Annotated in this window: 22 protein-coding genes, 1 tRNA gene and 1 pseudogene; 16 read left to right on the top strand and 8 right to left on the bottom strand. The window is 68.6% G+C overall.

Annotated features, from left to right (window positions below; all coding sequences use genetic code 11):
• Positions 1 to 318 precede the first annotated feature (318 nt).
• Together ACXJKQ_RS09210 and otnC are read left to right on the top strand one after the other, a co-directional pair.
• Positions 319 to 1,326, top strand: a complete 1,008-nt coding sequence (locus tag ACXJKQ_RS09210) for a LacI family DNA-binding transcriptional regulator (protein ID WP_457105458.1) — start codon at positions 319 to 321, stop codon at positions 1,324 to 1,326.
• Positions 1,323 to 2,003, top strand: coding sequence for a 3-oxo-tetronate 4-phosphate decarboxylase (otnC, locus tag ACXJKQ_RS09205; protein ID WP_457105457.1), 681 nt, complete (start codon positions 1,323 to 1,325; stop codon positions 2,001 to 2,003). The genes ACXJKQ_RS09210 and otnC overlap by 4 nt, the downstream gene beginning before the upstream one ends.
• 173 nt (positions 2,004 to 2,176) lie before the next feature.
• Here otnC and glyS read toward each other — a convergent pair whose 3' ends face one another.
• From glyS to ACXJKQ_RS09190, 3 genes are all read right to left on the bottom strand, one after another.
• Positions 2,177 to 4,426: a glycine--tRNA ligase subunit beta gene (glyS, locus tag ACXJKQ_RS09200; protein ID WP_457105456.1), complete on the bottom strand. Its 2,250-nt coding sequence runs from the start codon at positions 4,424 to 4,426 to the stop codon at positions 2,177 to 2,179.
• A gap of 64 nt (positions 4,427 to 4,490) precedes the next feature.
• The gene (locus tag ACXJKQ_RS09195) at positions 4,491 to 4,934 is read right to left on the bottom strand and encodes a hypothetical protein (RefSeq protein ID WP_457105455.1); all 444 of its coding nucleotides are present in this window, start codon (positions 4,932 to 4,934) and stop codon (positions 4,491 to 4,493) included.
• Between the two features lie 250 nt (positions 4,935 to 5,184).
• Positions 5,185 to 6,093 carry a glycine--tRNA ligase subunit alpha gene (locus tag ACXJKQ_RS09190; RefSeq protein ID WP_457105454.1) on the bottom strand — a complete coding sequence of 303 codons (909 nt, stop codon included), beginning with the start codon at positions 6,091 to 6,093 and terminating at the stop codon, positions 5,185 to 5,187.
• Positions 6,094 to 6,271: 178 nt separating this feature from the next.
• Here ACXJKQ_RS09190 and ACXJKQ_RS09185 point away from each other — a divergent pair, with 178 nt between their 5' ends.
• Positions 6,272 to 6,730 carry an N-acetyltransferase family protein gene (locus tag ACXJKQ_RS09185; protein WP_457105453.1) on the top strand — a complete coding sequence of 153 codons (459 nt, stop codon included), beginning with the start codon at positions 6,272 to 6,274 and terminating at the stop codon, positions 6,728 to 6,730.
• A gap of 147 nt (positions 6,731 to 6,877) precedes the next feature.
• The gene (locus tag ACXJKQ_RS09180) at positions 6,878 to 7,156 is read left to right on the top strand and encodes a hypothetical protein (RefSeq protein ID WP_457105452.1); all 279 of its coding nucleotides are present in this window, start codon (positions 6,878 to 6,880) and stop codon (positions 7,154 to 7,156) included.
• Between the two features lie 15 nt (positions 7,157 to 7,171).
• On the opposite strand, the gene ACXJKQ_RS09175 is transcribed toward ACXJKQ_RS09180, so the two are convergent.
• From ACXJKQ_RS09175 to ACXJKQ_RS09160, 4 genes are all read right to left on the bottom strand, one after another.
• On the bottom strand, positions 7,172 to 8,776 hold the full coding sequence (locus ACXJKQ_RS09175) for a Na+/H+ antiporter (protein WP_457105451.1): 1,605 nt from the start codon (positions 8,774 to 8,776) through the stop codon (positions 7,172 to 7,174).
• Positions 8,777 to 8,997: 221 nt separating this feature from the next.
• A complete protein-coding gene (locus ACXJKQ_RS09170) occupies positions 8,998 to 9,510 on the bottom strand; it encodes an MmcB family DNA repair protein (RefSeq protein WP_457105450.1) in 513 nt (170 codons plus the stop codon).
• 91 nt (positions 9,511 to 9,601) lie between these two features.
• On the bottom strand, positions 9,602 to 10,378 hold the full coding sequence (locus tag ACXJKQ_RS09165) for a cobalamin-binding protein (protein ID WP_457105449.1): 777 nt from the start codon (positions 10,376 to 10,378) through the stop codon (positions 9,602 to 9,604).
• Between the two features lie 33 nt (positions 10,379 to 10,411).
• Positions 10,412 to 10,933, bottom strand: coding sequence for a DedA family protein (locus ACXJKQ_RS09160; protein WP_457105448.1), 522 nt, complete (start codon positions 10,931 to 10,933; stop codon positions 10,412 to 10,414).
• A 124-nt stretch (positions 10,934 to 11,057) separates the two neighbouring features.
• On the opposite strand from ACXJKQ_RS09160, the gene pdxY reads away from it, so the two are divergent.
• From pdxY to ACXJKQ_RS09105, 11 genes are all read left to right on the top strand, one after another.
• Positions 11,058 to 11,906, top strand: a complete 849-nt coding sequence (pdxY, locus tag ACXJKQ_RS09155; RefSeq protein ID WP_457105447.1) for a pyridoxal kinase PdxY — start codon at positions 11,058 to 11,060, stop codon at positions 11,904 to 11,906.
• Positions 11,907 to 11,971: 65 nt separating this feature from the next.
• Positions 11,972 to 13,438 (top strand): tetratricopeptide repeat protein, encoded by a 1,467-nt coding sequence (locus tag ACXJKQ_RS09150; protein ID WP_457105446.1) that lies wholly within the window; start codon positions 11,972 to 11,974, stop codon positions 13,436 to 13,438.
• Between the two features lie 14 nt (positions 13,439 to 13,452).
• A complete protein-coding gene (locus ACXJKQ_RS09145; protein WP_457105445.1) occupies positions 13,453 to 14,832 on the top strand; it encodes a hypothetical protein in 1,380 nt (459 codons plus the stop codon).
• Between the two features lie 253 nt (positions 14,833 to 15,085).
• Positions 15,086 to 15,970: a PhzF family phenazine biosynthesis protein gene (locus ACXJKQ_RS09140; protein WP_457105444.1), complete on the top strand. Its 885-nt coding sequence runs from the start codon at positions 15,086 to 15,088 to the stop codon at positions 15,968 to 15,970.
• Positions 15,963 to 16,685, top strand: a complete 723-nt coding sequence (locus tag ACXJKQ_RS09135) for an NUDIX hydrolase (protein ID WP_457105443.1) — start codon at positions 15,963 to 15,965, stop codon at positions 16,683 to 16,685. Before ACXJKQ_RS09140 ends, ACXJKQ_RS09135 begins: the two co-directional genes overlap by 8 nt.
• Positions 16,686 to 16,771: 86 nt before the next feature.
• Complete coding sequence (locus tag ACXJKQ_RS09130) at positions 16,772 to 17,011, top strand: DUF4926 domain-containing protein (RefSeq protein ID WP_457105442.1); 240 nt, start codon at positions 16,772 to 16,774, stop codon at positions 17,009 to 17,011.
• Between the two features lie 5 nt (positions 17,012 to 17,016).
• Positions 17,017 to 17,355, top strand: a complete 339-nt coding sequence (locus ACXJKQ_RS09125) for a DUF6883 domain-containing protein (protein ID WP_457105441.1) — start codon at positions 17,017 to 17,019, stop codon at positions 17,353 to 17,355.
• Between the two features lie 285 nt (positions 17,356 to 17,640).
• Complete coding sequence (gene glgX / locus ACXJKQ_RS09120) at positions 17,641 to 19,911, top strand: glycogen debranching protein GlgX (RefSeq protein WP_457105440.1); 2,271 nt, start codon at positions 17,641 to 17,643, stop codon at positions 19,909 to 19,911.
• A gap of 142 nt (positions 19,912 to 20,053) precedes the next feature.
• Positions 20,054 to 20,143, top strand: a tRNA-Ser gene (locus ACXJKQ_RS09115).
• 99 nt (positions 20,144 to 20,242) lie between these two features.
• Positions 20,243 to 21,556 carry a tyrosine-type recombinase/integrase gene (locus ACXJKQ_RS09110; RefSeq protein ID WP_457105439.1) on the top strand — a complete coding sequence of 438 codons (1,314 nt, stop codon included), beginning with the start codon at positions 20,243 to 20,245 and terminating at the stop codon, positions 21,554 to 21,556.
• 170 nt (positions 21,557 to 21,726) lie between these two features.
• On the top strand, positions 21,727 to 23,694 hold the full coding sequence (locus ACXJKQ_RS09105) for a PAS domain S-box protein (protein WP_457105438.1): 1,968 nt from the start codon (positions 21,727 to 21,729) through the stop codon (positions 23,692 to 23,694).
• Positions 23,695 to 23,876: 182 nt separating this feature from the next.
• Here ACXJKQ_RS09105 and ACXJKQ_RS09100 read toward each other — a convergent pair.
• A pseudogene (locus ACXJKQ_RS09100) lies at positions 23,877 to 24,509 on the bottom strand (DUF6538 domain-containing protein); the annotation flags it as partial.
• Positions 24,510 to 24,637: 128 nt separating this feature from the next.
• Here ACXJKQ_RS09100 and ACXJKQ_RS09095 point away from each other — a divergent pair.
• A complete protein-coding gene (locus ACXJKQ_RS09095) occupies positions 24,638 to 24,817 on the top strand; it encodes a hypothetical protein (RefSeq protein ID WP_457105437.1) in 180 nt (59 codons plus the stop codon).
• Positions 24,818 to 25,062 lie beyond the last annotated feature (245 nt).

Below are 25,062 nucleotides of genomic sequence, written 5' to 3'. Positions count from 1 at the left end.
GCGATAGCGTAAATTGGCAGCGCTGCCAATCAGGTTGTGCGACATAATGCAGGCGGCTATGTCGGGTCAGCGCGACGACGATGACAGGCGCGACGGGCCCCCTCTCCCGTGCGAGAGAGGGTTGGGGTGAGGGTCGAGAAGGAGCAGGACTGAGCACGCCATCGCCGCGCGTTCACGTCGAGCCTGATCCGGAAGCTGTCCATCCCTCACCCTGTCCCTCTCCCGCACGGGAGAGGGGACCCGCGGCCATCCGGACTCGTCTGGATCGCCGTGCGGTCATCGCATGAAGGCGCCGCGCCGGGCGGGAGAAGCGGGGCCATGGACGACATTCAGCCGCCGGGGCGGCTCGTGACGCTCACCGACGTCGCCCGCGCGGCCGGGGTGGGCGAGAGCACGGTCTCGCGGGTCCTGCGTAACCACGGCTCCTATTCGAAGCGCGCCGGCGAGCGGGTGGCCGAGGCGGTGGCCCGGCTCGGCTACGTGCCGAATCGCCTCGCCGGCAGCCTCGCCGGGCAGGGGGCGAGCGCGCGGCTCGTGGGCGTCGTCATCCCCTCGCTCGCCAACGTGGTCTTCCCCGACCTGCTGCGCGGGCTGACCGCGGCCCTGGATGCCGAGGGCATCCCCTGCGTGATCGGCGTCAGCGACTACGACCCAGACCGGGAGGAGGCGCTGGCCGCCGCGCTGCTCTCGTGGCGGCCAGCGGCGCTGCTGCTCACCGGGCTGGAGCACACGCCTGGAACGGCGGCCCTGGCCAAGGCCGCGGGCGTGCGCGTCGTCGAGATGATCGACATGGATGGCGACGGGATCGACACCGTGGTCGGCTTCTCCAACCGGGCCGTGGGGGCGGCGAGCGCCCGGCACCTCGTCGCGCGGGGCTACCGCCGGATCGCCTATCTCGGGCACGATCTCGCGGTCGACCTGCGGGCGGGCAAGCGGCTGGCCGGGTTCGAGGAAGCCCTGGGCGAGGCCGGACTGGGGCTCCAGGGCCGGGAGATCCGGCCCGGCCCGTCCTCGCCGGCCTCGGGCCGGGCCGGGCTGGAGGCGCTGCTGGCGCGCCACCCGGATCTCGATGCCGTCTACTTCTCCAACGACGACATGGCGCTCGGCGGCTACTTCGCCTGCCTGTCGGCGGGGCTTCCCGTTCCGGGGCGGATCGCCCTGTTCGGCTTCAACGGGCTCGACTTCGCGGCGGCGATGCCCCAGCCCCTGTCGACGGTGCGCACGCCGCGCCTGGAGATCGGCCGTCGGGCGGCCGCCTGCCTGACGGGTGAGAGTCCCAAAAGAATCGATCTCGGGTTCGAGCTGATCGAGGGAGCGACCGCATGAGCGACGAGAGCCGGCTGCGCGAGGAGATCTGCCGCTATGGCCGCTCCCTGTTCGAGCGCGGCCTGACGCCGGGCTCGTCGGGCAACATCTCGCTGCGCCTGCCCGACGGCGGCTGGCTGGTGACGCCGACCAACGCGTCGCTCGGCTTCCTCGACCCGGCGCGGATCTCGCGGCTCGACGAGGCCGGCCGGCTCGTCTCGGGCGACAAGCCGACCAAGGAGATCCCGCTGCATACGGCGCTCTACGAGAGCCGGGGGAGCGCCAAGGCCATCGTCCACCTGCACTCGACCCACGCGGTGGCGGTCTCGATGCTGCCGGAGATCGACCCGCGGCAGGTGCTGCCGCCGCTGACGCCCTACTACCTGATGCGCACCGGCGGCACGGCGCTGGTGCCGTATTACCGGCCGGGCGACCCGGCGGTGGCGGAGGCGATCCGGGGCTTGGCGGGGAAGTACAGCTCGGTGCTGCTCGCCAATCACGGCCCGGTGGTGGCCGGGGACAGCCTGGAGGGCGCGGTCTTCGCCACCGAGGAGCTGGAGGAGACCGCCAAGCTGTATTTGCTGCTCCGCAACCTCAACCCGCGRCAGCTCAGCCCGGGGCAGGTGGCCGATCTGGTGAGCCATTTCGGCCTGACCCTGCCGGAGCCGGAGGATCACGCCGGGCACGATCACGGGTGAGGGCGGTGGGCTCGCTCTCCCATCAAACCACCTGATCCTGAGGTGCGAGCGCAGCGAGCCTCGAAGGAGCCCTCCAGAAGCCGTACCGATCCCTGATGCCCTCCTTCTAGGCCTCCGCTACGCTCCGGCGCCTCAGGATGAGGGCGCGGGTGGGAGCGAGGGGGTCGTGCGGCTCACCCCTCGATCCTCGCGAACTCCGCCACCTCGCGCGTCGCAGCGCGGAGCGCGTTGAGCAGCAGCAGGCGGTTCTCGCGGAGTTTTGGATCGGGAGCGTTGACGGTCACGTCCTGGAAGAACGCGTCCACCGGCGCGCGGAGCGTGGAGAGCGCCTGCATGGCCCCGGCGAAATCCTCACGCGCCACGGCCGCCGAGGCGGTCTCCCGCGCCTTCGTCAGGGCCTCGGCCAGCGCCCGCTCGGCCGGCTCGCCCGCGGCGGCGAGGGCGGCATCGGGCTCGGCATCGTAAGCGCGGCCGTCCTTCTTCTCCTCGATGCGCAGGATGTTGGCCGCCCGCTTGTAGCCGGCCAACAGGTTCTTCCCGTTCTCGGTGTCTAGGAATTGCCCGAGGGCTTCGACCCGGCGGACCACCATCAGCAGGTCGTCCTGGCCGGGCAGGGCGAAGACGGCGTCGATCAGGTCGTGGCGGGCGCCCTGGTCGCGGAGGTAGACTTTGAGGCGGTCGGCGAAGAAGGCGAGGAGATCGATTTCCATTGCGACCAATTTGGCGATGAAATCTCCTGCCCTATCAGCGCCAATTTCGTTTTGCTTCTCCAGAGCGCGCAAATTACGTTCCGCGTCCGCAGCGCCAAAGCCTTGAATTTCAAAATCTTGCGCCTGCTTTTCGACCCTTCTGAGGTCAGAGAAGGCGCGACGATCAAGATACATCTCGCCCGATATATGCAGTGTTTCAAGCACACCGATTCGAATGCGATTTTCTAAGATTAACCGGATCACCCCCAGCGCTGCCCGCCGCWGCGCATACGGATCCTTGCTCCCCGTGGGCTTCTCGTCGATTGCCCAAAACCCCACCAGCGTATCGAGCTTGTCGGCGAGCGCCACCGCGATGGAGACCGGGTCGCCGGGCACCCGATCGGAAGGACCGACAGGCTTGTAGTGCTCCTCGATGGCCGCGCAGACGCTGTCATGCTCGCCCTGGAGCGCCGCGTATTTGCGTCCCATCAGCCCCTGGAGTTCCGGGAACTCGCCGACCATCTCGGTGACGAGATCGGCCTTGGCGAGGCGCGCCGCGCGCTCGGCGCGTGCCGGATCGGCCCCCACGCGCGGCGCGAGGTCCTTTGCCAGCGCCGCGATGCGCGCGATCCGCTCACCCTGCGTCCCCAGCTTCTCGTGGAAGACGATGCTGTCGAGCTTCGGCAGCCGGTCCTGCAGGCGGATCGCCTTGTCGGTCTCCCAGAAGAACTTCGCGTCCGACAGGCGCGCCCGGACCACTCGCTCGTTGCCGGCGGTGATCGCCTGGCCGCCGTCGCTGGCGACGAGGTTCGAGACCAGGATGAAGGCCGGGGCCAGAGCCTCCGAGCCGCCCTTGCGCAGCACGAAGCACTTCTGGTTCGCCCGGATGGTGGCGCGGATCGCCTCGGCGGGGATGTCGAGGAAGGCCTCGTCGAACGAGCCCATCAGCACCACCGGCCATTCCACGAGACCCGGCACCTCGTCCAGCAGCCCCTCGTCCTCCACGAGGTCGAGGCCGCGGGCGAAGGCGAGGTCGCGGGCGTCGTGCAGGATCACGTCCTTGCGCCGCTCGGGGTCGAGGATGACCTTCGCGCGCTCCAGGGCCTGGATATAGTCGTCGAACCGGCGGACCTCGATCGCCTCCGGGGCGAGGAAGCGGTGGCCGTAGGTCACCGTGCCGGCAGCGATCCCGCCGACCGCGAACGGCACGACCTCCGGGGTCTCGGTCTCCGGCCCGAACGTCGCGACGATCGACTGCAGCGGGCGCACCCAGCGCAAGGCGCCCGGCTCGGCCGAAGCCGCGCCCCAGCGCATCGATTTCGGCCAGGGGAAGGTCCGGATGATCTCGGGCAGGAGTTCGGCCAGCACGTCCAGCGTCTCGCGGCCGGGCCGCTCGATCACCGCGAGGTAGAACTCGCCCTTCTTGGGATCGGTGACGGTGCTGGCCTGGTCCAGGCTCGTCAGCCCCGCACCCTTGAGGAAGCCCTGGACCGCCGCCTCGGGGGCGCCGACCCGCGGGCCTCTGCGTTCCTCCCGGACTGCCTCGCCCCGGGGGGGCAGGCCGGCGACGTGCAGCGCCAGCCGGCGCGGCGTCGAGAACGCCTTGGCGCCCTCGTACAGGAAACCGCGCGCCACCAGGGCGTCGGTCACGAGCTTCTTGAGATCCTCCGCCGCGCGCCGCTGCATGCGGGCGGGGATCTCTTCCGAGCGGAGTTCGAGCAGGAGGTCGGGCATGGGGCGGCCATATCGCCGCGCCGCACCCCTGTCGAGGGTCGGAAGGCCGGGCCGCTTGGCCCGCTCAGTGCGCCTCGCCCTTGAGGATGGTCGAGAGCTGCCATTTCCGGTCGCCGATCGCGTGGGCGTCGGACACCTTCCACCCGCCATCCTCGCGCACGAGGTCGTACACGATGGACTTGGAACCGTCCCCGCCCTTGCGCTCCACCGTGACCTTCGCTTGGTCCTTGCCCTCGGTGGCCTCCTTGAAGGTCAGGTTCTTGACAGTGTCGGGCTTCAGGGGCTCGCCATTGAGGCGGAAGTCGAAGTCGAGGTTGCCGGCGGCGCCGTTGGCCTGCTTGGCGTCGGCGTCGAACAGGCCCTGCAGGCGCTTCGTGTAGACGGTGGAGTGATTCGGGTGCGGCTCGGCATAGAGCTTCTTGACCACGGCCTCCGGGCCGGGATCGGCCGCCAGCGCGGGGGCGAGGCCGAAACCGAGGAGGCTAAGGGCGAGGAGCGTCTTCTTCATCAGGAAATTCCCGCGTCTGCGGACGCGCCGGAGCGCGCCGATTGGCGGGTGTTGCAACGCGCGAAGCCTCAAGGGGCTCCGCAATCCAACATGCCGTCATCGCGGGCGCCGCGACGCGACCGAGGGACAGAACGCAACGTCCCGAGACGCGGAGCCCCCCCTGGATCGCGTGACTCCATTCGCAAGGACGGCTGCCGCTCGGAAACCTACGGCTGTGCCGCAAAGGTGACGAACCACCGAAGCCCGGAGCTCACGCGCCCCCGGCCGCGGTCTTCAGCCAGGCCGCCCCGCAGGCCTTGGCCAAGTCCCGCACCCGCAGGATGTAGCTCTGGCGCTCCGTCACCGAGATCACGCCGCGCGCGTCGAGCAGGTTGAAGACGTGGCTCGCCTTGATGCACTGGTCGTAGGCCGGCTGCGCCATCCGGTGGCGCTCGCCCTCGGCGGTGGGCGCGCCCGCCGCGAGGTAGGACCGGCAGGCGGCCTCCGCGTCGGTGAACTGGCGGAACAGCATGGCGGTATCGGCCGCCTCGAAGTTGTGGCGGGAATATTCCTGCTCGGCCTGCAGGAAGACGTCGCCGTAGGTGATCCGGTCGGCGCCCTCGGCGCCGTTGAAGTCGAGGTCGTAGACGTTCTCGACGCCCTGGACGTACATGGCGAGCCGCTCCAGCCCGTAGGTCAGCTCGCCGGCCACCGGGGCGCATTCGAAGCCCGCGACCTGCTGGAAATAGGTGAACTGCGAGACCTCCATCCCGTCGCACCAGCACTCCCAGCCGAGGCCCCAGGCGCCGAGCGTCGGGCTCTCCCAATCGTCCTCGACGAAGCGGATGTCGTGGAGCTTCAGGTCGACGCCGATGGCGGCGAGCGAGGCGAGGTAGAGCTCCTGCAGGTTCGGCGGGTTCGGCTTCAGGATCACCTGGAACTGGTAATAGTGCTGGAGCCGGTTGGGGTTCTCGCCGTAGCGGCCGTCCTTGGGCCGGCGCGAGGGCTGGACATAGGCCGCCTTCCACGGCTTCGGGCCGAGCGCACGCAGGGTCGTGGCCGGATGGAACGTGCCGGCGCCGACCTCCATGTCGTAGGGCTGGAGGATCACGCAGCCCTGCGCCGCCCAGAATTCCTGAAGCGTCAGGATCAGACCCTGGAAGGATTTTGTCTGGGACATCGGTCTCGGTGGCTCGGGCTCGCGCGGCGGATCGGGCCGCCGGCGGGCCGGTTTAGGTGCGGGCGGCCGGGGGTGCAAGAAGTGGGGTCTCGGGCGAAGGGCCAAGCGTCCCGGCCGGCCCGGGTTGCGCGGGCGGACCGGATGATGGTCGGATCGCCTCGGAGAACCGGAGGACATCATGGACAGCGGCACCGCCGGCATCGCGATTCGCCCGATCGGACCCGGCGACCGGGAGGCGTGGCGGCCGCTCTGGCAGGGCTATCAGGCCTTCTACAAGGTCGACCTGTCGGAGGCCGTCACGGACACGACGTGGCAGCGCCTCAACGACCCGGCCGAGCCGGTCGACGGTGCCCTGGCCTGGCGCGGGGCCGAAGCCGTCGGCCTCGTCCACCACATCCGCCACCGCTCGGCCTGGACGATCGGAGATTACTGCTACCTGCAGGATCTGTTCGTGGCGGACGGGACCCGGGGCCTCGGGATCGGGCGGCAATTGATCGCGCATGTCTGCGACGCCGCGACGGCCGCCGGCTGCGCCCGCGTCCACTGGCTGACGCACGAGACCAATACGGACGCGATGCAGCTCTACGACCGGATCGCCGAGAAATCGGGCTTCGTGCAGTACCGCAAGATTCTTTGAGCGCCGGCTTCCGCGTGCGGCGGGACACCCAAGCGTGGCGGTTTTTGGGCAATAACCCGGAACCGCCGAGCTGACGGCCAAGTTATCAGCGCAACAGGGGATCTCGGCACCTCAGCGCTGCCGAACGAATACGTCGGACGACCACTCATGCGCAATGCTCGCACCGTTAGCACCTTCGGCCGCAAGAACATCGCCGTCTTCGCCGCGCTCGCCATCTCGTCCCTGGCCGCCACGCCCTTCGTGATGAGCGCCAGCCGCGCGCTGGCCACGCCGGAGGACCAGCCCGTCGCCGCGACCCTGCGGGTCGAGCCGGTGGACGTCACCCCCGTGACGGCCGCGCCCAAGGCTGCGGCGACCTGCCTGCGCAAGGTGCGGGTCGTCTACAGCGGCTACGGCCAGCCGGCGGATGGCTGCGCGGCCCACTGAGGTCGGCGCCCCGGATCACGCGTGGGCCGGCGCGGTGCCGGCCAGGCGCTTGAGGTGAAGTTCCTCCAAGTCGATCTCCGCCTCCAAGTGCCGCAGGACCGAGCTGTGGATCCGGTTCTCCCGGTGCAGGTCGATCAGCGCCGACCGACCGGACCGGACTGCGAGGAGCGCGGCGGCGAAATGCTCGCGCTTCTCGGAGGCCAGGGCTTTCCGCTCGTCGCGGTCCCGGGACGTGGCCCGGACCCTCCGGCGGTACTCCTCCACGAGGCGCGGGTGCTGGAGCGCCCCGGTCTCGGGAAACACCAGGCCCTCCAGGGCGGCGAGACCCGCCTCGTTCACGAGGACGCGGGCCATCGGCGTGTCGAGATGGCCGTCGGGCAGGTGGCTCGCCGGATCGAGCCGGAGCCGGCGGATCAGCGCCCCGAGCGTCGTGCCCTGGACCAGCACGGTGAACAGGATCACCACGAAGGCCGCGACCAGGATGGCGTCGCGGCCCGGGAAGTCCGCCGGCAGCGCCAGGGCGGCCGCGAGGGTCACGACCCCGCGCATGCCGGCCCAGCCGACGATCAGCGGCACCGCCGGGTTCGGGGCGGCCTCCCGCGCCCGCACCCGGGCCGAGAGGATCCGGCGGAGGTAGACGGCCGGGAACACCCACAGGAAGCGGGCGGCCACGCAGGCCGCCGTGACGGCGAAGGCCAGCGGCAACCCCGCCGGGAGCGATCCGAGCGCGCCGCCGGTCCGGGCCAGCACGCCGCGGAGCGCCAGCCCGATCAGCACGAAGACCAGGGCCTCCAGCACGAACACCACGAATTCCCACACCGCCACGGAATGGCGGCGGGCCTGGGCGTCGAAGGTCTCGTGCTCCCGGCCGCCCATCATCAGGCCGCAGGCCACCACGGCGAGGACGCCGGAGGCGTGGACCTCCTCGGCCAGAAGGTAGGCGACGTAGGCGGCGAGGAAGCTCAGCACCGTGATGGCATTGGCGTCGTGCAGCCGCCGCATCCCGGCGTTCACCGCCAGACCGCAGGCGAGCCCGACCGCGATACCCGCCACCGCGAGCCACGCGAAGCTGCCGGCCGCGGCCCAGGCGCTGAAGCTGCCCGTGAGCGCGGCCGCCACGGCGAAGCGGTAGAGGACGAGGCCCGAGGCGTCGTTGACGAGGCTCTCGCCCTCCAGGATCGTGATCATCCGGCGGGGCAGGGCGACCCGGGCGAGGACGGCCTTGGCGGCCACCGCGTCCGGCGGCGAGACGATGGCGCCGAGGGCGAAGCAGGCCGCCCAGGGGAGCGCCGGCATCACCGCGTGGGCGACGAGCCCGACGATCAGCGTCGTGAACACGACCGCGCCCAGCGACAGGGACAGGATCGGTCCGAGGCTCGCCCGGAAGTCGCGCCACACGGTGAAGTAGGCGGATTCGAGCAGGAGCGGCGGCAGGAACAGGACCATGATCAGGTCCGGGTCGAGATCGAAGGCCGGCAGGCCCGGGGCCACGGCGAGCGCCATGCCGCCGACGACCAGGGCGGCGGCCGGCGGGAAACCGAGGCGCCCGGCCGCGAGCGACAACAGCAGGGCTGCCCCGAGGAGACCGAGGATCAGTTCGAACAGGGCGACGGATGTCATGGATCGATCAGTCCCGGCGCCGGAATTCCGGCAAGCGCGGCCGTTCTAGGACGTTTTACGCCCCGATGAACACCGGGCCGGGGCGCTCCACGCGCGGGTCTCACGACGCCCTGAGGCCGGCGGGACCGCAGCACCCGGCCGCACGCGACGACGGACCGGGTTTCGCGGCCGCCTCCCACCTCCGATCGAGTCAGGGACCGAAGGCGTCGGAACGCGGCACGCTACAGCGCCCCCTCCCGCACCGCGCCGGGATCGGCCAGCGCGTGGAGGATGCGCGCCGCGCTGTGGGCGAAGCGCAGCGTCACGGCCTTGCGGCGGGCGCCGCTCAGGGGATGCTCGGGTGGCGCCCGCAGGATCCCGGCCCCGTAGGCGTCGGCGACGATCAGGCCGCATTCCTCCGGGATCAGGGTCTCCGGCACGTCCTCGGGGATGGCAAAGAAGAAGCGGTCGCAGAAGTCGCGGTAATCCGGCCATTTCCGGTCGGCGCGGAAATCCGCCACGCTCGACTTGATCTCCACGATGGTGAGCTTGCCAGCGCCGCACAGCGCGATCACGTCGGCCCGGCGGCCGTTGACGAGGGAGAATTCCGGCAGGGTGACGCAGCCCATCTCGGAGAACAGCCGGCGCACGCCGCGCTGGATGCGCAGGGCCGTGGGCGATTGCCGCCGGTCGGGCGGCAGCAGCGCCTCGACGGCCGGGGGGGCACTGTCGGGAAGGCCGAGGGAAGCGGACATCAATCTCGGGGGATGCGTCTGTACCGAATCGGGACATCCTGCCAATCCGGGCGCCATCCGTCACCTGCGGCGCGGCATCACCCCGGCCCCGTCACGCCAGGCAGGCCCGGATCGCATCGAATCCGTCGGTGAGCGCGGCCGGGCCGGGCTGCAGGATCAGCGGCGCCTTGATCTCGTGGATGCGCCCGTCGCGCACGGCCGGAATCGAATCCCAGCCGGGCCTGGATCGGATGCGCGCGATGTTGACCCGCTTGCCGCACCAGGAGGCGAGGATCACCTCGGGCGCGGCCGCGATCACCTGCTCGGACGTGACGATCCGGTCCTTCGCGGCCGGTTGCCGGCTCAGATCCGGAAACACGTCCCGGCCGCCCGCGAGGCCGATCAGGTCCGAGACCCAGCCGATGCCGGAGATCATCGGCGCGTCCCATTCCTCGAAGTACACCCGCAGGGGCGGACGGTTCCGCGTCGCCGCGTCCGCCTCCGCCAGCCGTGCCTCGAAGCCGGCCGCCAGAACTTCGGCCGGCCCCGGCATCCCGACCAGGGCGCCGAGGGTGCGGATCATGGCGAGGCAGCCCGCCACGTCGCGCTGGTTGAACAGGTGGACCGCCACCCCCGCCCGGGCGAGGTCGGCGACGATGTCGGCCTGGAGGTCCGAGAAGGCGAGGACGAGGTCCGGCGCCAGCGCCAGGATCTTCGGGATGTCGGCACTCGTGAAGGCCGAGACGCGGGGCTTCTCCCGGCGGACCCGCGGCGGGCGCACCGCGTAGCCCGAGACGCCGACGATCCGGTCCTCCGCGCCCAGCAGGTACAGGGTCTCGACGGTCTCCTCGGTGAGGCAGACGATCCGTTCGGGCGGGAAGCGGCGCATCAGCGGTCGCGCCGGATCATCGATCGAGCCAGATCATCGATCGAGCCACGTCAGCAGGCCGGCCCCGGGGGCCAGGAGCACGAAGGCCCAGACCAGGGCCGAGGCGACGTTGGCCACCTGGAACGGCAGCCGGGACAGGCCGAGGATGCCGGCGAAGAGCGGGACGAGGGCGCGGGCCGGGCCGAAGAACCGCCCGAGCGCCACAGCGGCGATGCCCCAGCGCCCGATGAAGGCCTCGGCCCGCGCCATGAGGTCGGGATAGCGCCGCAGCGGCCACTTGGTCTTCGCCCCCGGCCCGAACCAGCGCCCGGCCTCGTAGGAGATCCAGTCCCCCAGCGCGGCCCCGAGGGCGGCTCCCAGGACCACCGGCCAGAACGGGATGTCGGCGCCGCCCACCAGGGCGCCGATCCCGACCAGGATCACGGTCGCCGGCACGAACAGCGACAGGATCGCGATCGATTCGCAGAAGGCGAGTCCGCCCGCGATGAACGGCGTCCAGACCTTGTGCGCCTCGATGAACGCGAGGGTCGTGGTGCGCAGGGCTTCGATGTCCATGGGGCTCGGCGGGTGGGAGAAGGGTCGGTCCCATCTGAGGCGCGCGGGGGAGGGCGGCAAGGGATAGGGGTGCAGGCGGCGCGGGAACCGGCTAACCGTAGCGGGACAACGAGCGAGTCCGGCGTTGAACGTCCTGTCGATCCAGTCCCACGTCGCCTACGGCCATGTCGGCAACGCCTCCGCGGTGTTCCCGATGCAGCGGCTCGGGGTGGAGGTCTGGCCGGTCCACACGGTGCAGTTCTCCAACCACACCGGCTACGGGTCGTGGCGCGGCCCGGTCTTCGATGCGGCGATGATCCGCGACGTGGTGCAGGGCATCGGCGAGCGCGGGATGCTGCCCACCTGCGACGCGGTGCTGTCGGGCTACATGGGGTCGGCCGAGATCGGGGCCGCGATCCTGGAGGCGGTGACCGCCGTCCGCGCGGCGAACCGCCAAGCGCTCTATTGCTGCGACCCGGTGATCGGCGACGTGGAGGAGGGCGTCTACGTGCGTCCGGGCATCGAGGCATTCCTGCGCGAGCGCGCGGTGCCGGAGGCCGACATCCTCACCCCCAACCAGTTCGAACTCGGCCGCCTCACCGGTCTGCCGAGCGGCACGCTGGCCGAGGCCGCCGCGGCGATCGCGGCGCTCCAGGCCCGCGGCCCCCGGGTTGTCCTGGTCACCTCGGCGCTCTGCGCCGACACGCCCGTCGACAGCATCGACCTGCTCGCGGGCACGGAGGGCCGGGTGTTCCGGGTCCGCACCCCGCGGCTGGACCTCGCGGTGAACGGGGCGGGCGACTGCATCGCGGCCCTGTTCCTGGTGCACTATGCCCGCACAGGCTCGGCGGAGGCGGCCCTCGGCGCGGCGGCGGCTTCGGTCTACGGGTTGCTCAAGCGCACCGCCGAGGCGGGGTCCCGGGAGATTCTGACGGTGGCCGCGCAGGACGAATTCGTGAACCCGACCGCGCGGTTTCCGGTCGAGCTGGTTTGAGCCCGGCGACCTGGCATCAACCTTAAGGTAATTACTGGGGAAAATCCAATCTTACCGAGAAGAACATGTCGTGCCTGCGGGCAAGTGCATGGCAGAAGTCGCGGATACGGTTTTTCGTTGATGGCCGCGCGAACGTGCTCAGACTCCAAACGCAGATCAGCGAAACGCGCGCCGTTCCAGGCCGCAACAAAGCTGCGGGAAAGCTGACTTGCCGCGCCCCGTTGGTGCTGGCGGGCGTTGGGGCACTGCTCCTCACAATCGGACCCGTCCATGCCTACGATGAGAGCGAGTGCGTCCGGCAGGAGACGGTTCCGGTCACCGTCGAGGAGGCTTATGGCACATGGTCCGACATGGATGCGGCGAGAAAGCGCGCCCTGGACCGCATCAATCAGATCGCCATCGGCCAAGTAATCGGGTTCGAGGTGAAGTCGTCACGCGAGAACCGCGCGGAGATCGTGAACAGTGATGCCGAGCAGCGCTTCAAGCAATTCGAGCAAACCAATCTCGCCGGATTGGTTCGGCTGAAGGTTCTCGACGAGAACCGGAAGGATGGTGATGCCGGCGGCTCCCTCTCGATCAAGTCCGAGGTAACGGTCTGCGTGCCGAAATCGCAGGCCGCGAAGAAGGAAGAGCAGGAGCGCGCGGATCGACGCCTGCGGCCGCCGAAACCCGTGGATCCGACGAGCGCGGCTTGGTTCGATCCCGTCACCGGGCAACCGCGGGTCTGGTACTGGCGCGACGGTCTTGCGTACGAATTCTTCGACAATTCTGGTTTCCACCCGCGAACTGGCGACAAGCTGCTCATCGTCGATCGAAAGGTCGTGACGGAGTGGCGGCAGAGCGTCGAACGGGCGAAGCGGGAGGCCGTGGAGCGTGCCCAACGCGAGGCCGCCCAGCGGGAGGCGGAAACCCAGCGCCAAGCGAAGATCGCGCGGGCGGGCGATCTGTGCGACCAGTCTGCGGCAGGCCTGTACGATCAGGATCGCCCGAGGGCGCTGCCGGGAGTTTCGTGGGATGTCCTCAAGGGGGCGGGTACCCAGGCGATCGAAGCCTGCGAGATTGCCGCCCGGCAGTACCCTGAGGAGCGGCGCTATCGCTACCAGCTCGCCCGGGCCTACCAGACGTCGGATCCGAAACGGGCGCTGCCTCTGCTGCAGGTGCTGATGCGGCAGAACTACCGTGCAGCCTACGACAATTTCGGTTGGGCTCTTCTGGACACCCGGGTCGGCCGCAATGATGTGGCGGGGGCCGTCGCGAGCTTCCGGCAGGGTGCCACCCTGGGTGATCCGGACGCCATGGTCAGCCTGGCGACGATGATCTCGAAAGGCCGGGTCGAGGGATCTGGTCCCGATGAGGCGTTTCGGCTCTTCAAGCGCGCGGCGTCGATGGGACACCGCGATGCGGCCGAGGCAGTCGAACGCCTGCTGGAAGGCCAGCGACAGGCCGAGCAGCAACGCCTTCAGAATGAGCAGGCAGCGCGCGCGTTCATGGGAATCGTCGGGGGTGCCCTCGGCGGCATCGGCCGGCGTTGATTGGGAGAACTCGGATGACCGCGATCCGCCGCCATGCCATCGGTCTGGCTACCCTGATGCTCGCCGGCATGAGCGGGGCTGCCGCCGCCCAGTCGTCAGAACCGGCCGGAACCGTGGAAGCTGCGGCGGCGCTCAACGGCGGCGCCCATCTCTCCGCAGGCGCGCAGCCCGCTTCTGTGGAGACGTGCTGGGCGGCCTGGAAGGCGAAGGAGAATCTTCAGGACGGCAAGAACGAGAAGAAGAACGGCTACTTCGTCTACGTCGCCCACAAGCAGGCTTCGGTCGACGAGCCTCCGGGGTCCCGGAACTGGCTCGTGGGGCGCAATGCGGCCTTCACCTATGCGGAGATCAGTGCCCGACAGGCGCTCGCGGAGGCGATGCGCTCGACCATGCGGTCGAGCCGGACCGCGGCGGTGAGAATGTTCGGCGGCGACGAGGCTCCGCCGTCCCTGCGGCCGGTCGTCGAGCGGCTGTCGATCGTCGACAAGTCGCGCGTGCTCGCCGACAAGGCTCTCGATGCCGAGATCAAGAAATTCGACCCTCAATGGGCGGGGGGAACCGAGGCGCAGCGGCGCGCGGCACTCGCCACCGAGCAGTTGCGGATCGATCAGAGTATCGAGCGCAGCGCCGAGATGTTCGCCTCAGGTGCCTTCACGGTCGTTCAGTGCGAGGGACCGAGCCAGGAGGATGGCGGCAAGTACCACGTGCTGACCGGCCTGATCTGGACGCCGAAACTGGCCGGAATTGCGGAGACGATCTGGAACTCGACGTTGACGCTTCAGAAGGAAGCGCCGCAGGCGCCGGTTCGGCAGCAGTTCGAGGCGATCAAGGCCGAGAACCCGGATTGGCTGGCCTATACGCTCGGGGCGCGCGTCTTCACCGACGAGAATGGCGAACGCGTCGTGGTGGGGTTCGGCGTCGCGCCTCAGACGAGCCTGATGCCCGCTGATCAGAGCCGCGCGAGTTTGGCCGCCATGGCGGCGATCCAGCGTTTCGTCAGCGAGCGCGTAGTCGCCAGGACCAAGACCGACGAGGCCTACGAGAAGCGCGAGATGAAAGACGGTGCGACCCAGAGCTTCAATCTCGACGCCTTCAATCAGGAGGTGAGAGCTCAGGCCGCGGATCTGCAGTTGCAGGGCGCCACCGAGATCCTCTCGTGGCGCGGGGAGCATCCCTGGTCGAAGGCGAAGATGCAGGTCGTGGCCGTCGCTTGGAGCCAGCGGTGGGCGGCGGATGCCGGTTCGGTCGGCCGGGCCATGGGCGCGGCGGAGCAGCGTATGAAACAGCAGGGCGGCCTGCCTGTGGCGCCCGCCGCATCCGATGGGACCGCCGGTGGCGCGCCGGCCGCCGCCCCCGTGAAGGCTGGCGCGGCCGTGTCGACTTCGGATTTCTGAGGCCAATGCTCGACCGCCGGCCGGTTCGGCAGCATGCGGCCGTTGCCGAACCGCCAGTTGCCCGCACGATGGTGAAGACCTGTGCGACATCAATCCCCGGCCGGGGGCGGCTGCGTCGTATCAGCGATATCCGCGCCGCTGCAAGGCGTGACCTGAACCAGACCGTCGGCTACGAGTGAAGGCTCGAGGAATCAACGAAAGCGACAGCCGAGCGGCCGTCAGGTGGCGGCGAAGGACAGGGAAATCCGACACGATGGCGCGCCGCTTCGTCACCCTCGACGTATTCACCGAACACCGGCTCGCCGGCAATCCGCTGGCCGTGGTGCTCGACGCGGAGGGCCTCGACACGGCCGCCATGCAGGCCATCGCACGGGAATTCAACCTCTCCGAGACGGTGTTCGTGCTCCCGCCCACGGAAGCCCGGCATCGGGCACGCCTGCGCATCTTCACCCCCGGTCGCGAGCTGCCGTTCGCCGGCCACCCCACGGTCGGGACCGCGGTGCTGCTGGCGCTGCAGGAACCGGCCGGGGGCGATGCCCGGGCCTTCGGGCTGGAGGAGGAGATCGGCATCGTGCCCTGCGTGGTCGAAGCCCGCGCGGACGGCAGCGGCGGCCGGGCGCGGTTCCGGCTGCCGGTCCTGCCGGACTATCTCGGCCCGGGGCCCGAGCCGGCGGTGCTGGCACGGCTCCTCGGCCTGGAGCCCGGCGACATCGGCACCGGCCGGCACGGGCCGAGCCGGCACGGCGTCGGCCCGAGCTTCACCTGCGTCCCGGTCGGCAAGGTGGCGGCCCTGGACGCCGCCCGGCCGGCCCAGGCGCCCGACGCGAGCGACGGACTCTACCTCTACGCCCCCGATCCCGAGGGCTCCGGCCGGAGCTGGCGGGTGCGGATGTTCGCACCGCATTTCGGCGTTCCGGAGGATCCCGCGACCGGCTCGGCGGCCTCCGCCTTCGCGGGGGTGCTGATGCAGTTCGAGGCGATGGGGGACGGCACCCACGACGTGGCGATCCGCCAGGGTCAGGCCATGGGCCGGCCGAGCGAGATCGCGCTGCAGGTCACGATCGAATCGGGCGCCCTGCGGGCGGTGGAGATCGGCGGCGCCGCCGTGATCGTGTCGGACGGCGCGTTGCATGTCTGACGGCGTCTCCGGCGGGTTCCGGATCACGCGGCTGACGGACGTCACGGCCCGGCTGGTGGATCACGACTGGGCCTTCCCCCGGGAGAACGCCGACGCCATCGCGGCGCATTGGCAGGCCCGGGTCGCCCGCAGCCCCGGCCTGTTCGACGGCACCGTCCTCCTGAGTTGCGACCACGCCGTCGTCGACGGGATCGCCCGGCTCGACCTGTTCGCGACGCGCTACGCGACCTTCGCCTACGCCCGAGCCCGCCCGCAGGCGGACCCGCGCGTCACCAACGCCTTCGCGGCGATCGTGCCCTGGAGTGCGGACGGTGCCGTCCTGCTCGGCGCGATGGGTGTCCACACGGCCAATGCCGGCCAGCTTTACTTCCCCTGCGGCACCCCGGACCTGGACGACGTGCGCGGGGACAGCGTCGACCTCGCGGGCAGCGCCGCCCGGGAACTCACGGAGGAGACCGGCTTGGTGCTGCCGGAGGGCGCCGGGACCGCCTGGATGCTGTTGGAGGGGGAGGGCCAGCTCGCCTTCCTGCGCCCGGTGCGTTTCCCGGAGCCGGCCGCCGCGCTCGCGRCACGGATCGAGGCGCATCTCCGCGGCGAAGCCGAGCCGGAACTGTCCGGGATGCACGTGGTGCGCGGCGCGGACGACATCGAGACCGCGCGGATGCCGGGGTTCGTGCGGACCTATCTGGCGGAGGCGTTCGCGGCCCCTCCCTGATCTGGGTCGCCGCCGACGCGCACGGCAGAGCGACATGGACCTTCGAGAGGTTTGCGTAAGGGCCACCCGTACGCGACATTCCGCCTATGTCTTTCGAGACGATGCACACTCCGCGCAGGTCGCCCGAGGCCACGCCGCTTTTTCCAGAGCTGAGCGTGGTCGCGACCCTGCGCGACGTTATGACAGACGACGGACTTCCCGTGCCCGCCGGTGCGCGCGGGACCATCGTGGAAGTCTATGCGAGTGGCGAGGCCTACGAGTTGGAGTTTGCCGGGTCAGTTGTCGGAAATGCAACGATCTTGGCCGATGCTCTGACGGCTGCCTGACTTCGATGTCACCGCCCGGCAGCCGGGTGCCTGTACCTTGCATCCCGGATTCCAAGATCGGCGGCTATCTCCTCGACGAGCATCATGCCGAGGGCGGACCCAAGGCTGCGTCTTTTCTCTCCCGTGGCTTTACGCGCGAGGATACCCGCCCTTTCATCGCTACGCTCCTCGAGCATGGGAGCAGCGATACATTTGTAGCAACCGCAAAGAATAAATTTGTCGTCAAGCACATTCACGAAGGAATGATGCCGATGCCCGACGGATCGAGGCATCGCGTAAGGTCAGTCTGTAAATTGATAGACGACGGTAATTTCATGGCGCTCATTACTGCGTATCCGATTTAATCATTCGTACTCTCGGCCCATCAAGCAACCGTCAGATTGCCTCGTCGTCAGTCCCGGACGGATGGCGGAGGCGCAGACAAGCGACGTGTGCGTGTCGGTGCGGTTCCAATCGTTCCGAGTTTCGCGCACGCGGTCCCTCCGTGGCTTGGCGCGAGCGGCGGGTTTGGCCCCGCCGCGCCGCACCCGTGATTTTTGCGGCATCGCGGGAGCTTCGCTGTATCCGGCACGTTCACCAGGGGCTCCCCGCCACGGCACGTGGCCGGCGGGTCGCGTTCCGGAGTTTCCATGTCCGATTCCCGACGTCCCGTATCGCAGTCCCGCGCGGCCCGCTCGCGCATCCAGGAAGGCCAACCCTACCCCCTCGGCGCCACCTGGGACGGGCTCGGCGTCAACTTCGCGCTGTTCTCGGCCCACGCCACCAAGGTCGAGCTCTGCCTGTTCGACGACCAGGGCGAGCGGGAGATCGAGCGGATCGAGCTGCCGGAGTACACGGACGAGATCTGGCACGGCTATCTGCCGGACGCCCGCCCCGGCACCATCTACGGCTACCGCGTCCACGGCCCCTACGAGCCGAAGGCCGGCCACCGGTTCAACCCCAACAAGCTGCTGATCGACCCCTACGCCAAGGGGCTCGTCGGCTCGATCACCTGGAACCCGGCCCTGTTCGGCTACCAGATGGAGACGGGCGACGACCTCACCTTCGACGAGCGGGACAGCGCCCCCTACACCCGCCGCTCGCGAGTGATCGACCCGGCCTTCACCTGGGGGCGGCACCAGAAGCCGCAGGTGCCCTGGGACAAGACCATCGTGTACGAGACCCACGTCAAGGGCATGACCAAGCTCGACCCGCGGGTGCCGGAGAAGCTGCGCGGCACCTATGCCGGCCTCGGGACCCGGGACGTGCTCGACTACATCAAGAGCCTCGGCGTCACCTCGGTGGAGCTGCTGCCGGTGCATTCCTTCGTGCAGGACGACTACCTGCAAGAGAAGGGGCTGGTGAATTACTGGGGCTACAACACGATCTCGTTCTTCACCCCCGCCCGGCGCTACGCCGCAGTGCCGGATTTCGCCTTCTCCGAGTTCAAGGAGATGGTCTCGCGCTTCCACGGCGCCGGCCTCGAGGTGATCCTCGACGTGGTCTACAACCACACCGCCGAGGGCAACGAGAAGGGTCCGACCCTGTCGTTCAAGGGGGTCGACAACGCCTCCTACTACCGGCTGCTGCCCGACGAGCCGCGCTACTACATCAACGACACCGGAACCGGGAACACCTTCAACCTGTCGCATCCGCGGGTGCTTCAGTTGGTCACGGACTCGCTGCGCTACTGGGCGCAGGAGATGCAGGTGGACGGGTTCCGCTTCGACCTCGCGACGATCCTGGGCCGCGAGCCCTACGGGTTCGACGAGGGTGGCGGCTTCCTCGACACCTGCCGGCAGGATCCGGTGCTGAACAACGTCAAGCTGATCGCCGAGCCGTGGGATTGCGGTCCGGGCGGCTACCAGGTCGGCGGCTTCCCGCCCGGCTGGGCCGAGTGGAACGACCGGTTCCGCGACGATGTGCGGGCCTACTGGAAGGGCGACGGCGGCCTGCTGCCGGATCTGGCCGCGCGGATCGCCGGCTCGGCCGACAAGTTCGACAAGCGCGGGCGCAAGCCCTGGGCCTCGGTGAACTTCCTCACCGCCCATGACGGCTTCACCCTGCACGACACGGTCTCGTACAACGACAAGCACAACGACGCGAACGGCGAGGGCAACCGCGACGGCCACTCGCACAACCTCTCGTACAATTACGGGGTGGAAGGTCCCACCGACGACCCTGAGATCCGGGCGGTGCGCCTGCGCCAGATGCGCAACATGCTGGCGACGCTGTTCCTGTCCCGGGGCACGCCGATGCTGCTCGCGGGCGACGAGTTCGCCCGGACCCAGAACGGCAACAACAACGCTTATTGCCAGGACAACGAAGTCTCCTGGCTCGACTGGGGGGCGATCGGGGAGGAGCAACGCGACCTCGCCGAGTTCACCCAGCGCCTGATCATCCTGCGCAACGCCCTGCCGATCCTGAGCCGCGGCCGGTTCCTCACCGGCCAGTACGACGAGGAGTTCGGCGTCAAGGACGTGACGTGGCTGCGCCCGRACGGCAGCGAGATGGCGGGCGAGAACTGGTCGGACGGCGAGGCCCGGGCCTTCGCGGTCCAGCTCGACGGGCGTGCCCAGGCCACCGGCCTGCACCGCCGGGGCGGCGATGCGACCCTTCTGATCATGTTCAACGCCTACCACGACCTCGTGACCTTCACGCTGCCCGAGTCGGTGGGGGGCGTGGCCTGGACGCGGCTGCTCGACACGAACCTGCCCGACAGCCAGGACGTGGAGAGCTTCAAGTTCGGCACCGGCTACGCCGTGACAGGCCGCTCGCTGCTGATGTTCGTGCTGAAGCCCGAGGACAGCCCCGGGACCGAGGACAACGCCATGGAGCGCTCCTACCAGCACGTGATGCAAGCCTTCGAGCGGGCGAACGTGGAGCATGTCCGCTTCCACCTGGACGACGCCGAGGGGTAAGGGACGCGGCCGGGCGGTTTTCTCAACCCCCGGCCGTCTGCGCCTTGCGCCGGACGGCGCACCCGGCTAACAGCACGGCACTGCGCGGCCCTGGCTGCGTCCGGCGTCCCCACGGGCGCGCCCGGACGCTCGGTTCGCGGCCGGAGGGGTGGCCGAGTGGTTGAAGGCGCACGCCTGGAAAGTGTGTATACGGGAAACCGTATCGCGGGTTCGAATCCCGCTCCCTCCGCCAACGACCTATAAGTCACTGTCAATAAAGGCTTTTTAGCTCTCGCTTTGAACCCACGTGGTGACACAGTGTCCCCGTGGCCGTGAGGGAGCGAGGCCAGCGGTGCGCCGGGCGGAGTACCTGCAACGTCGCCGTGGACGCTGGTACGTGCGGCTCCGGGTTCCGGCCCACCTCACAGCTACGGTCGGCCAGCAGCATCTCGTCAGGGCTCTCGACACTAACAGCGAGACGGTTGCCCGCGAGCGGCGGTGGATCGCGCTGGCGCTGCTCTGGGATTGGATCGGTGCTCAGACCGTCTCAGACGGTTGGGAGCCTGCCTGGGCGGCTGGACTGACCGGCTCGCGACGGTGCTCCGACAATCGAGCCCACGGTCACCCCGAACCTTCTTTCCATGATGTGGCTGATCGTAAGGGACAGCGTTCGTCCCATTCTCAACGCGGATCAGGAACGCAGCAGCAGCGGCAGACCATCTTGGCCCTGATGGAACAATGGCTGAAGGAGATTGAGGGGGTCCAGAAAAAGCAGTCCATGTTGCAGCACGCGTTGGCCGTTAGGGAGTTCGCTCACACTCAGCCGCCAAATTTCGGCGTGCTCAAGGTGGACCGCCGGAAAGCCGGTGAGTTCGTCAGCGACGTGCTCTTGCAGTCAGGTGTCAGCCAGAAGACCGTCAACCGGAAGATCAGTTCCCTCTCTTCGATGTGGCGCTGGCTACGCAAGCGCGGCTTCGTCAACGACAACCCTTGGCAAGGCCAAGGTAGCTTCTCCAATGGGAGGAGGCGCGAGCGCCCGAAGAGGGCGTACAGCGCTCATGAGCTTGTTACGTTGCTCCAGGCTGATCCCGTTGCGGAGATGGGCGAACGCTACGGGACTGTTCTGTTCGACCTCATGCGGCTCGGCTTACTGACAGGTTGCCGGATCGGTGAACTCTGCCAGCTTCGCCGCAGTGACGTAATCATCGAGCAGCGGGCATTCCGAATTCCGGACGGCAAGACGGAGAATGCTCGACGCCTCATGCCAGTCCATCGGCATGCGTGGCCCATCATCCAACGCCGCCTAAGTGCCTCCACGGACGAGTGGCTTATCTCAGGTCTGACCCCCGGAGGGCCTGACGGGAAGCGAAGCTGGATCGTCGTGAAGCGGTTCGCCACCTTCCGTCAGAAGGTCCTCGGACCCAGTACCGAAGTCGATTTCCACAGCTTCAGAAGGTCGTTTGCAACGTACCTTGAGCGTGCTTCAACCCGCTCGCTGGCGGTCAACAGTAGTGTCATTGCTGAGCTTATGGGTCACTCGAAACCGACACTTGCTCTAGCTGTTTATTCCTCTGGGCTTGTGCCGGACCAACTACGCACAGCAATCGACGCCCTCGACAAGGTTATCGAGGGTGATGTTTTAGATGCATTCAAGCACAGATTTTAGTTTTCATTCAGATACGGCGCGGAAATCTTGTGTGGCGCTTTCGCATCTTCCGCCCTGCACGTGCGCCGAGCACAGGAACCAAAATCAGATACACTACCTTGCGTAAGAGCGACACGCTTAGCTCGGGCAGCCCCCTCCCGTCAGGGCTGCCCGCGTAGGAAGGAACAGGCATGGCATCCCAGTTTGGGTCGGCCACTGAGAACGCAGACGATCAACGCTTCCGGCTTCTGGTCCAGTCGGTGACCGACTACGCCATCTACATGCTCGATCCCACCGGCATCATAACAAGCTGGAACCCAGGGGCGGAGCGCTTCAAGGGCTACACGGAAGCCGAGATCATCGGTCAGCACTTCTCCCACTTCTACACCGAGGAGGACCGGCAGACCGAGTTGCCGCGGCGGGCACTCGCGACCGCGGTCAACGAGGGGCGCTTTGAGCAGGAAGGCTGGCGCGTCCGCAAGGACGGCACCCGGATGTGGGCACACGTCGTCATCGACCCGATCCGCGACGCGTCCGGCACGGTCATAGGCTTCGCCAAGATCACGCGGGACATCAGCGCGCAGAAGATCGCGCGCGAAGCGCTACGCCAGAGCGAGGAGCGGTTTCGGCTCCTCGTGCAGGGGGTGACGGACTACGCCATCTTCATGCTGAGCCTTGGCGGCGTGGTGACGAACTGGAACGCCGGAGCGGCTCGGAGCAAGGGCTACGCTGAGGCCGAGATCGTCGGGCAGCACTTCTCCCGGTTCTACACCGAGGAGGATCGGGCCGCGGGCGTGCCTGCCAGGGCTCTAGAGACGGCGGGTCGGGAGGGCAGGTTCGAGACAGAGGGCTGGCGGGTGCGCAAGGACGGCACCCGCTTCTGGGCGAGCGTGGTTATCGACGCGATCCGCGACGATACCGGCCAGCTTGTCGGCTTCGCCAAGGTCACCCGCGACATCACCGAGCGGCAGAATGCGCAGGAGGCTCTGGAGAAGGGGCGCGCCTCCCTGTTCCAGGCGCAGAAGATGGAGGCGCTCGGGGGCCTGAGTTCCGGCATCGCGCACGACTTCAACAACATCCTGACGGTCGTCCTCGGAAACCTCGATCTCCTTCGCCGTGCGCCTGAGCAGCGCCGCGAGCGCCTGATCAACAATGCGGTACAGGCCGTGGAGCAGGGCCGAAAGCTGACGCAGCAGTTGCTGGCCTTCGGGCGTCGTCACCTGCACCAGCCGGAGGTTCTCGACCTGAACCGAGTGATCCTCAGCATGGACGACATGCTGAGGCACTCACTGCGGGGAGACATCCGCGCGGAATTCGATCTGGCGGAAGGGCTATGGCCCGTCGAGCTTGATCCGTCTCAGCTTCAGATCGCACTGATCAACCTCGCGGTGAATGCACGTGACGCCATGCCCCGAGGTGGGCAGTTCCGGATCAGAACGGAGAACGTCACGGCTCCCGGCAGCGAACTCGAACAGAGCGTCGCGATTGCGGTGAGTGACACCGGGTCCGGCATGCCGCCCGAGGTGGTCGCCCGCGCCTTCGAGCCGTTCTTCAGCACGAAAGAGGTCGGCAAGGGCACGGGCCTCGGGCTGCCACAGGTCTATGGCTTCGCACAGCAGTCGGGCGGCGCGGTGCGCATCACGAGTGAAGTCGGCCATGGCACGACGTTCACGATCTCGCTGCCGCGCTCTCATGCTCAGGTCGCGGAGGCTCAACGGGTCTGCCCCGATCCTGACGAGGTCGTGCGCCCACTTCGCGTTCTGCTTGCGGAGGACAATGCACAGGTGGCGGAAGTCGCGGTCTCGATCCTCGCTGAGCGGGGCCACACGGTCGTAAGCAGCGCCAACGCTTCGGAAGCCCTGCACCTCCTGAACTCGGGGCAACCGTTTGACGTGATCCTGTCCGATCTGGTGATGCCAGGAGAGATGAACGGGTTCGATCTGGCGCAGCATGTGCGCAGCCGCTGGCCCGCTCTGCCGGTGCTGCTCGCGACGGGCTACAGCGATCAGGCCGCCAATGCGATCAAGGAGGGCTTCCCGCTGATCTCAAAGCCCTATGAGCCCGCAGTGCTCCTCCTCGCCGTCGAGAGAACCGCCTCGGCTGTCGCGATCTCCACACGAGCAGGCAATGTCGTGCCGCTAACTCGATCCGCGACGTAGTCAGCGCCCAGGTGTAACCCACAACCTGGGCCGCAGTCTGCGCACCTGCCACCACATGACTGCCTGTTCCACCTCAACGTTGAACTGGGACTGTTCAGACCACACAGAACACGCAAGCCCCGGATGCAATCCAGGGCTTGCGCCTGTAGTCAGGGACCCCGGTGACGGTGCGCTGACGAGGTTCAGTACGAGCGCGACGTGGTGGCGGGGCTCGTCGCCCCCGTCTTGGTGGGTACCGACCCATTCGTATTCACGGTCGAGTTGGCGCGATGATGCCCAACGGCGCAACCCGCCGCGGCACCAGCCATCCCGTGCCCAACCATATGCCCAGCGAGGCCGCCGACGACAGCACCCTTGAGACAGCCTCTGGCCTCGGCCTGTCCCACACCGAGCATGGCTGTAAGAGTAAGGGCAGAAGCGACAGTGATGAAGCGCATTGCGTAGCTCCGAAACATCAGGTGGGGAAGAAACGAGGCCCGCCGCACCTCGTTCCGCCGCAAGTGCAGGTCCCCTGATCCGCGTCGAGACTGGCGCGTCGGCTGCCCCGTAGGATCGCCCCCATTGTGGGGAGAGGCATCGGTGTGATCCTGGGTTCGATAGTCGGAGCACCGTTGCGAGCCGGTCAGTCCAGCCGCCCAAGCCGGTTCCCAACCGTCTGAGACGGTCTGAGTGCCAATCCAGTCCCAGAGCAGCGCCAGCGCCACCCACCGTCTCTCGCGAGCAACGGTCTCGCTGTCCGTGTCGAGCGCCCTGACGAGATGCTGCTGGCCGACCGTGGTGACGAGGTGGGCCGGGACCCTGAGACGCACGTACCAGCGCCCGCGACGACCCGGAACGAGGGCTCGGCACGGACCGCCACATCACATCCGCGCGTGCGGGGCCTGCATAGACAGGGCGGTAACCATTCCGGCGCATGGCCTCTGCAGCCGCCGCCGGAGCCGTCATGCCCAGCCAACCATTGACGATGCCCCAGACGCTGACGGCAACGCCGTGCACCCTGGAGACGACGGTCCTCCTCGGCCGGATCAAGGCCATGGCGGCGTGGGATGCCGGCACCGCGCTGGTCCGCGCCCAGGCTTTGAACATCCGTCAGCCAGTGATCAACCTGCCGCTCGCCGCTTAGCGCCGCCGCGGTCCGTCAGCCACGACTCACACGGCTCGCCCGACGCGCCGCGGCAGGCGATTTCGTGCGCGTCGCCGCACACGTTCACAGGCCGAGCCTCATTCTCCGGCGCCGGGCGGATTAGGGCGCCTCGGCGTACGTCAATATCCCGACATGCCAAGCTTGAACGCACGCTCCGTTCCGCCGTGCTCCGATCCCGCGTCTCAGCCCGGGAGACTGCGCGCGCCGCAAGGTGTCTTCGGACG

This window comes from Methylobacterium sp. P5_C11, from assembly GCF_054049775.1.
Note: the sequence above shows the minus strand (reverse complement) of the source record. Positions and strands in the feature narration are given on the sequence as shown.

What these genes read in the sequence shown, in the direction of transcription:
- ACXJKQ_RS09170 (WP_457105450.1), bottom strand. Translation starts at nt 9,510, where the DNA reads ATGTCCGCTTCCCTCGGCCTTCCCGACAGTGCCCCCCCGGCCGTCGAG.
- ACXJKQ_RS09185 (WP_457105453.1), top strand. Translation starts at nt 6,272, where the DNA reads ATGGACAGCGGCACCGCCGGCATCGCGATTCGCCCGATCGGACCCGGC.
- ACXJKQ_RS09130 (WP_457105442.1), top strand. Translation starts at nt 16,772, where the DNA reads ATGTCTTTCGAGACGATGCACACTCCGCGCAGGTCGCCCGAGGCCACG.
- ACXJKQ_RS09190 (WP_457105454.1), bottom strand. Translation starts at nt 6,093, where the DNA reads ATGTCCCAGACAAAATCCTTCCAGGGTCTGATCCTGACGCTTCAGGAA.
- ACXJKQ_RS09140 (WP_457105444.1), top strand. Translation starts at nt 15,086, where the DNA reads ATGGCGCGCCGCTTCGTCACCCTCGACGTATTCACCGAACACCGGCTC.
- ACXJKQ_RS09175 (WP_457105451.1), bottom strand. Translation starts at nt 8,776, where the DNA reads ATGACATCCGTCGCCCTGTTCGAACTGATCCTCGGTCTCCTCGGGGCA.
- ACXJKQ_RS09210 (WP_457105458.1), top strand. Translation starts at nt 319, where the DNA reads ATGGACGACATTCAGCCGCCGGGGCGGCTCGTGACGCTCACCGACGTC.
- ACXJKQ_RS09150 (WP_457105446.1), top strand. Translation starts at nt 11,972, where the DNA reads ATGTCGTGCCTGCGGGCAAGTGCATGGCAGAAGTCGCGGATACGGTTT.
- ACXJKQ_RS09145 (WP_457105445.1), top strand. Translation starts at nt 13,453, where the DNA reads ATGACCGCGATCCGCCGCCATGCCATCGGTCTGGCTACCCTGATGCTC.
- ACXJKQ_RS09105 (WP_457105438.1), top strand. Translation starts at nt 21,727, where the DNA reads ATGGCATCCCAGTTTGGGTCGGCCACTGAGAACGCAGACGATCAACGC.
- ACXJKQ_RS09095 (WP_457105437.1), top strand. Translation starts at nt 24,638, where the DNA reads ATGCCCAGCCAACCATTGACGATGCCCCAGACGCTGACGGCAACGCCG.
- ACXJKQ_RS09195 (WP_457105455.1), bottom strand. Translation starts at nt 4,934, where the DNA reads ATGAAGAAGACGCTCCTCGCCCTTAGCCTCCTCGGTTTCGGCCTCGCC.
- ACXJKQ_RS09160 (WP_457105448.1), bottom strand. Translation starts at nt 10,933, where the DNA reads ATGGACATCGAAGCCCTGCGCACCACGACCCTCGCGTTCATCGAGGCG.
- ACXJKQ_RS09180 (WP_457105452.1), top strand. Translation starts at nt 6,878, where the DNA reads ATGCGCAATGCTCGCACCGTTAGCACCTTCGGCCGCAAGAACATCGCC.
- ACXJKQ_RS09125 (WP_457105441.1), top strand. Translation starts at nt 17,017, where the DNA reads ATGTCACCGCCCGGCAGCCGGGTGCCTGTACCTTGCATCCCGGATTCC.
- ACXJKQ_RS09165 (WP_457105449.1), bottom strand. Translation starts at nt 10,378, where the DNA reads ATGCGCCGCTTCCCGCCCGAACGGATCGTCTGCCTCACCGAGGAGACC.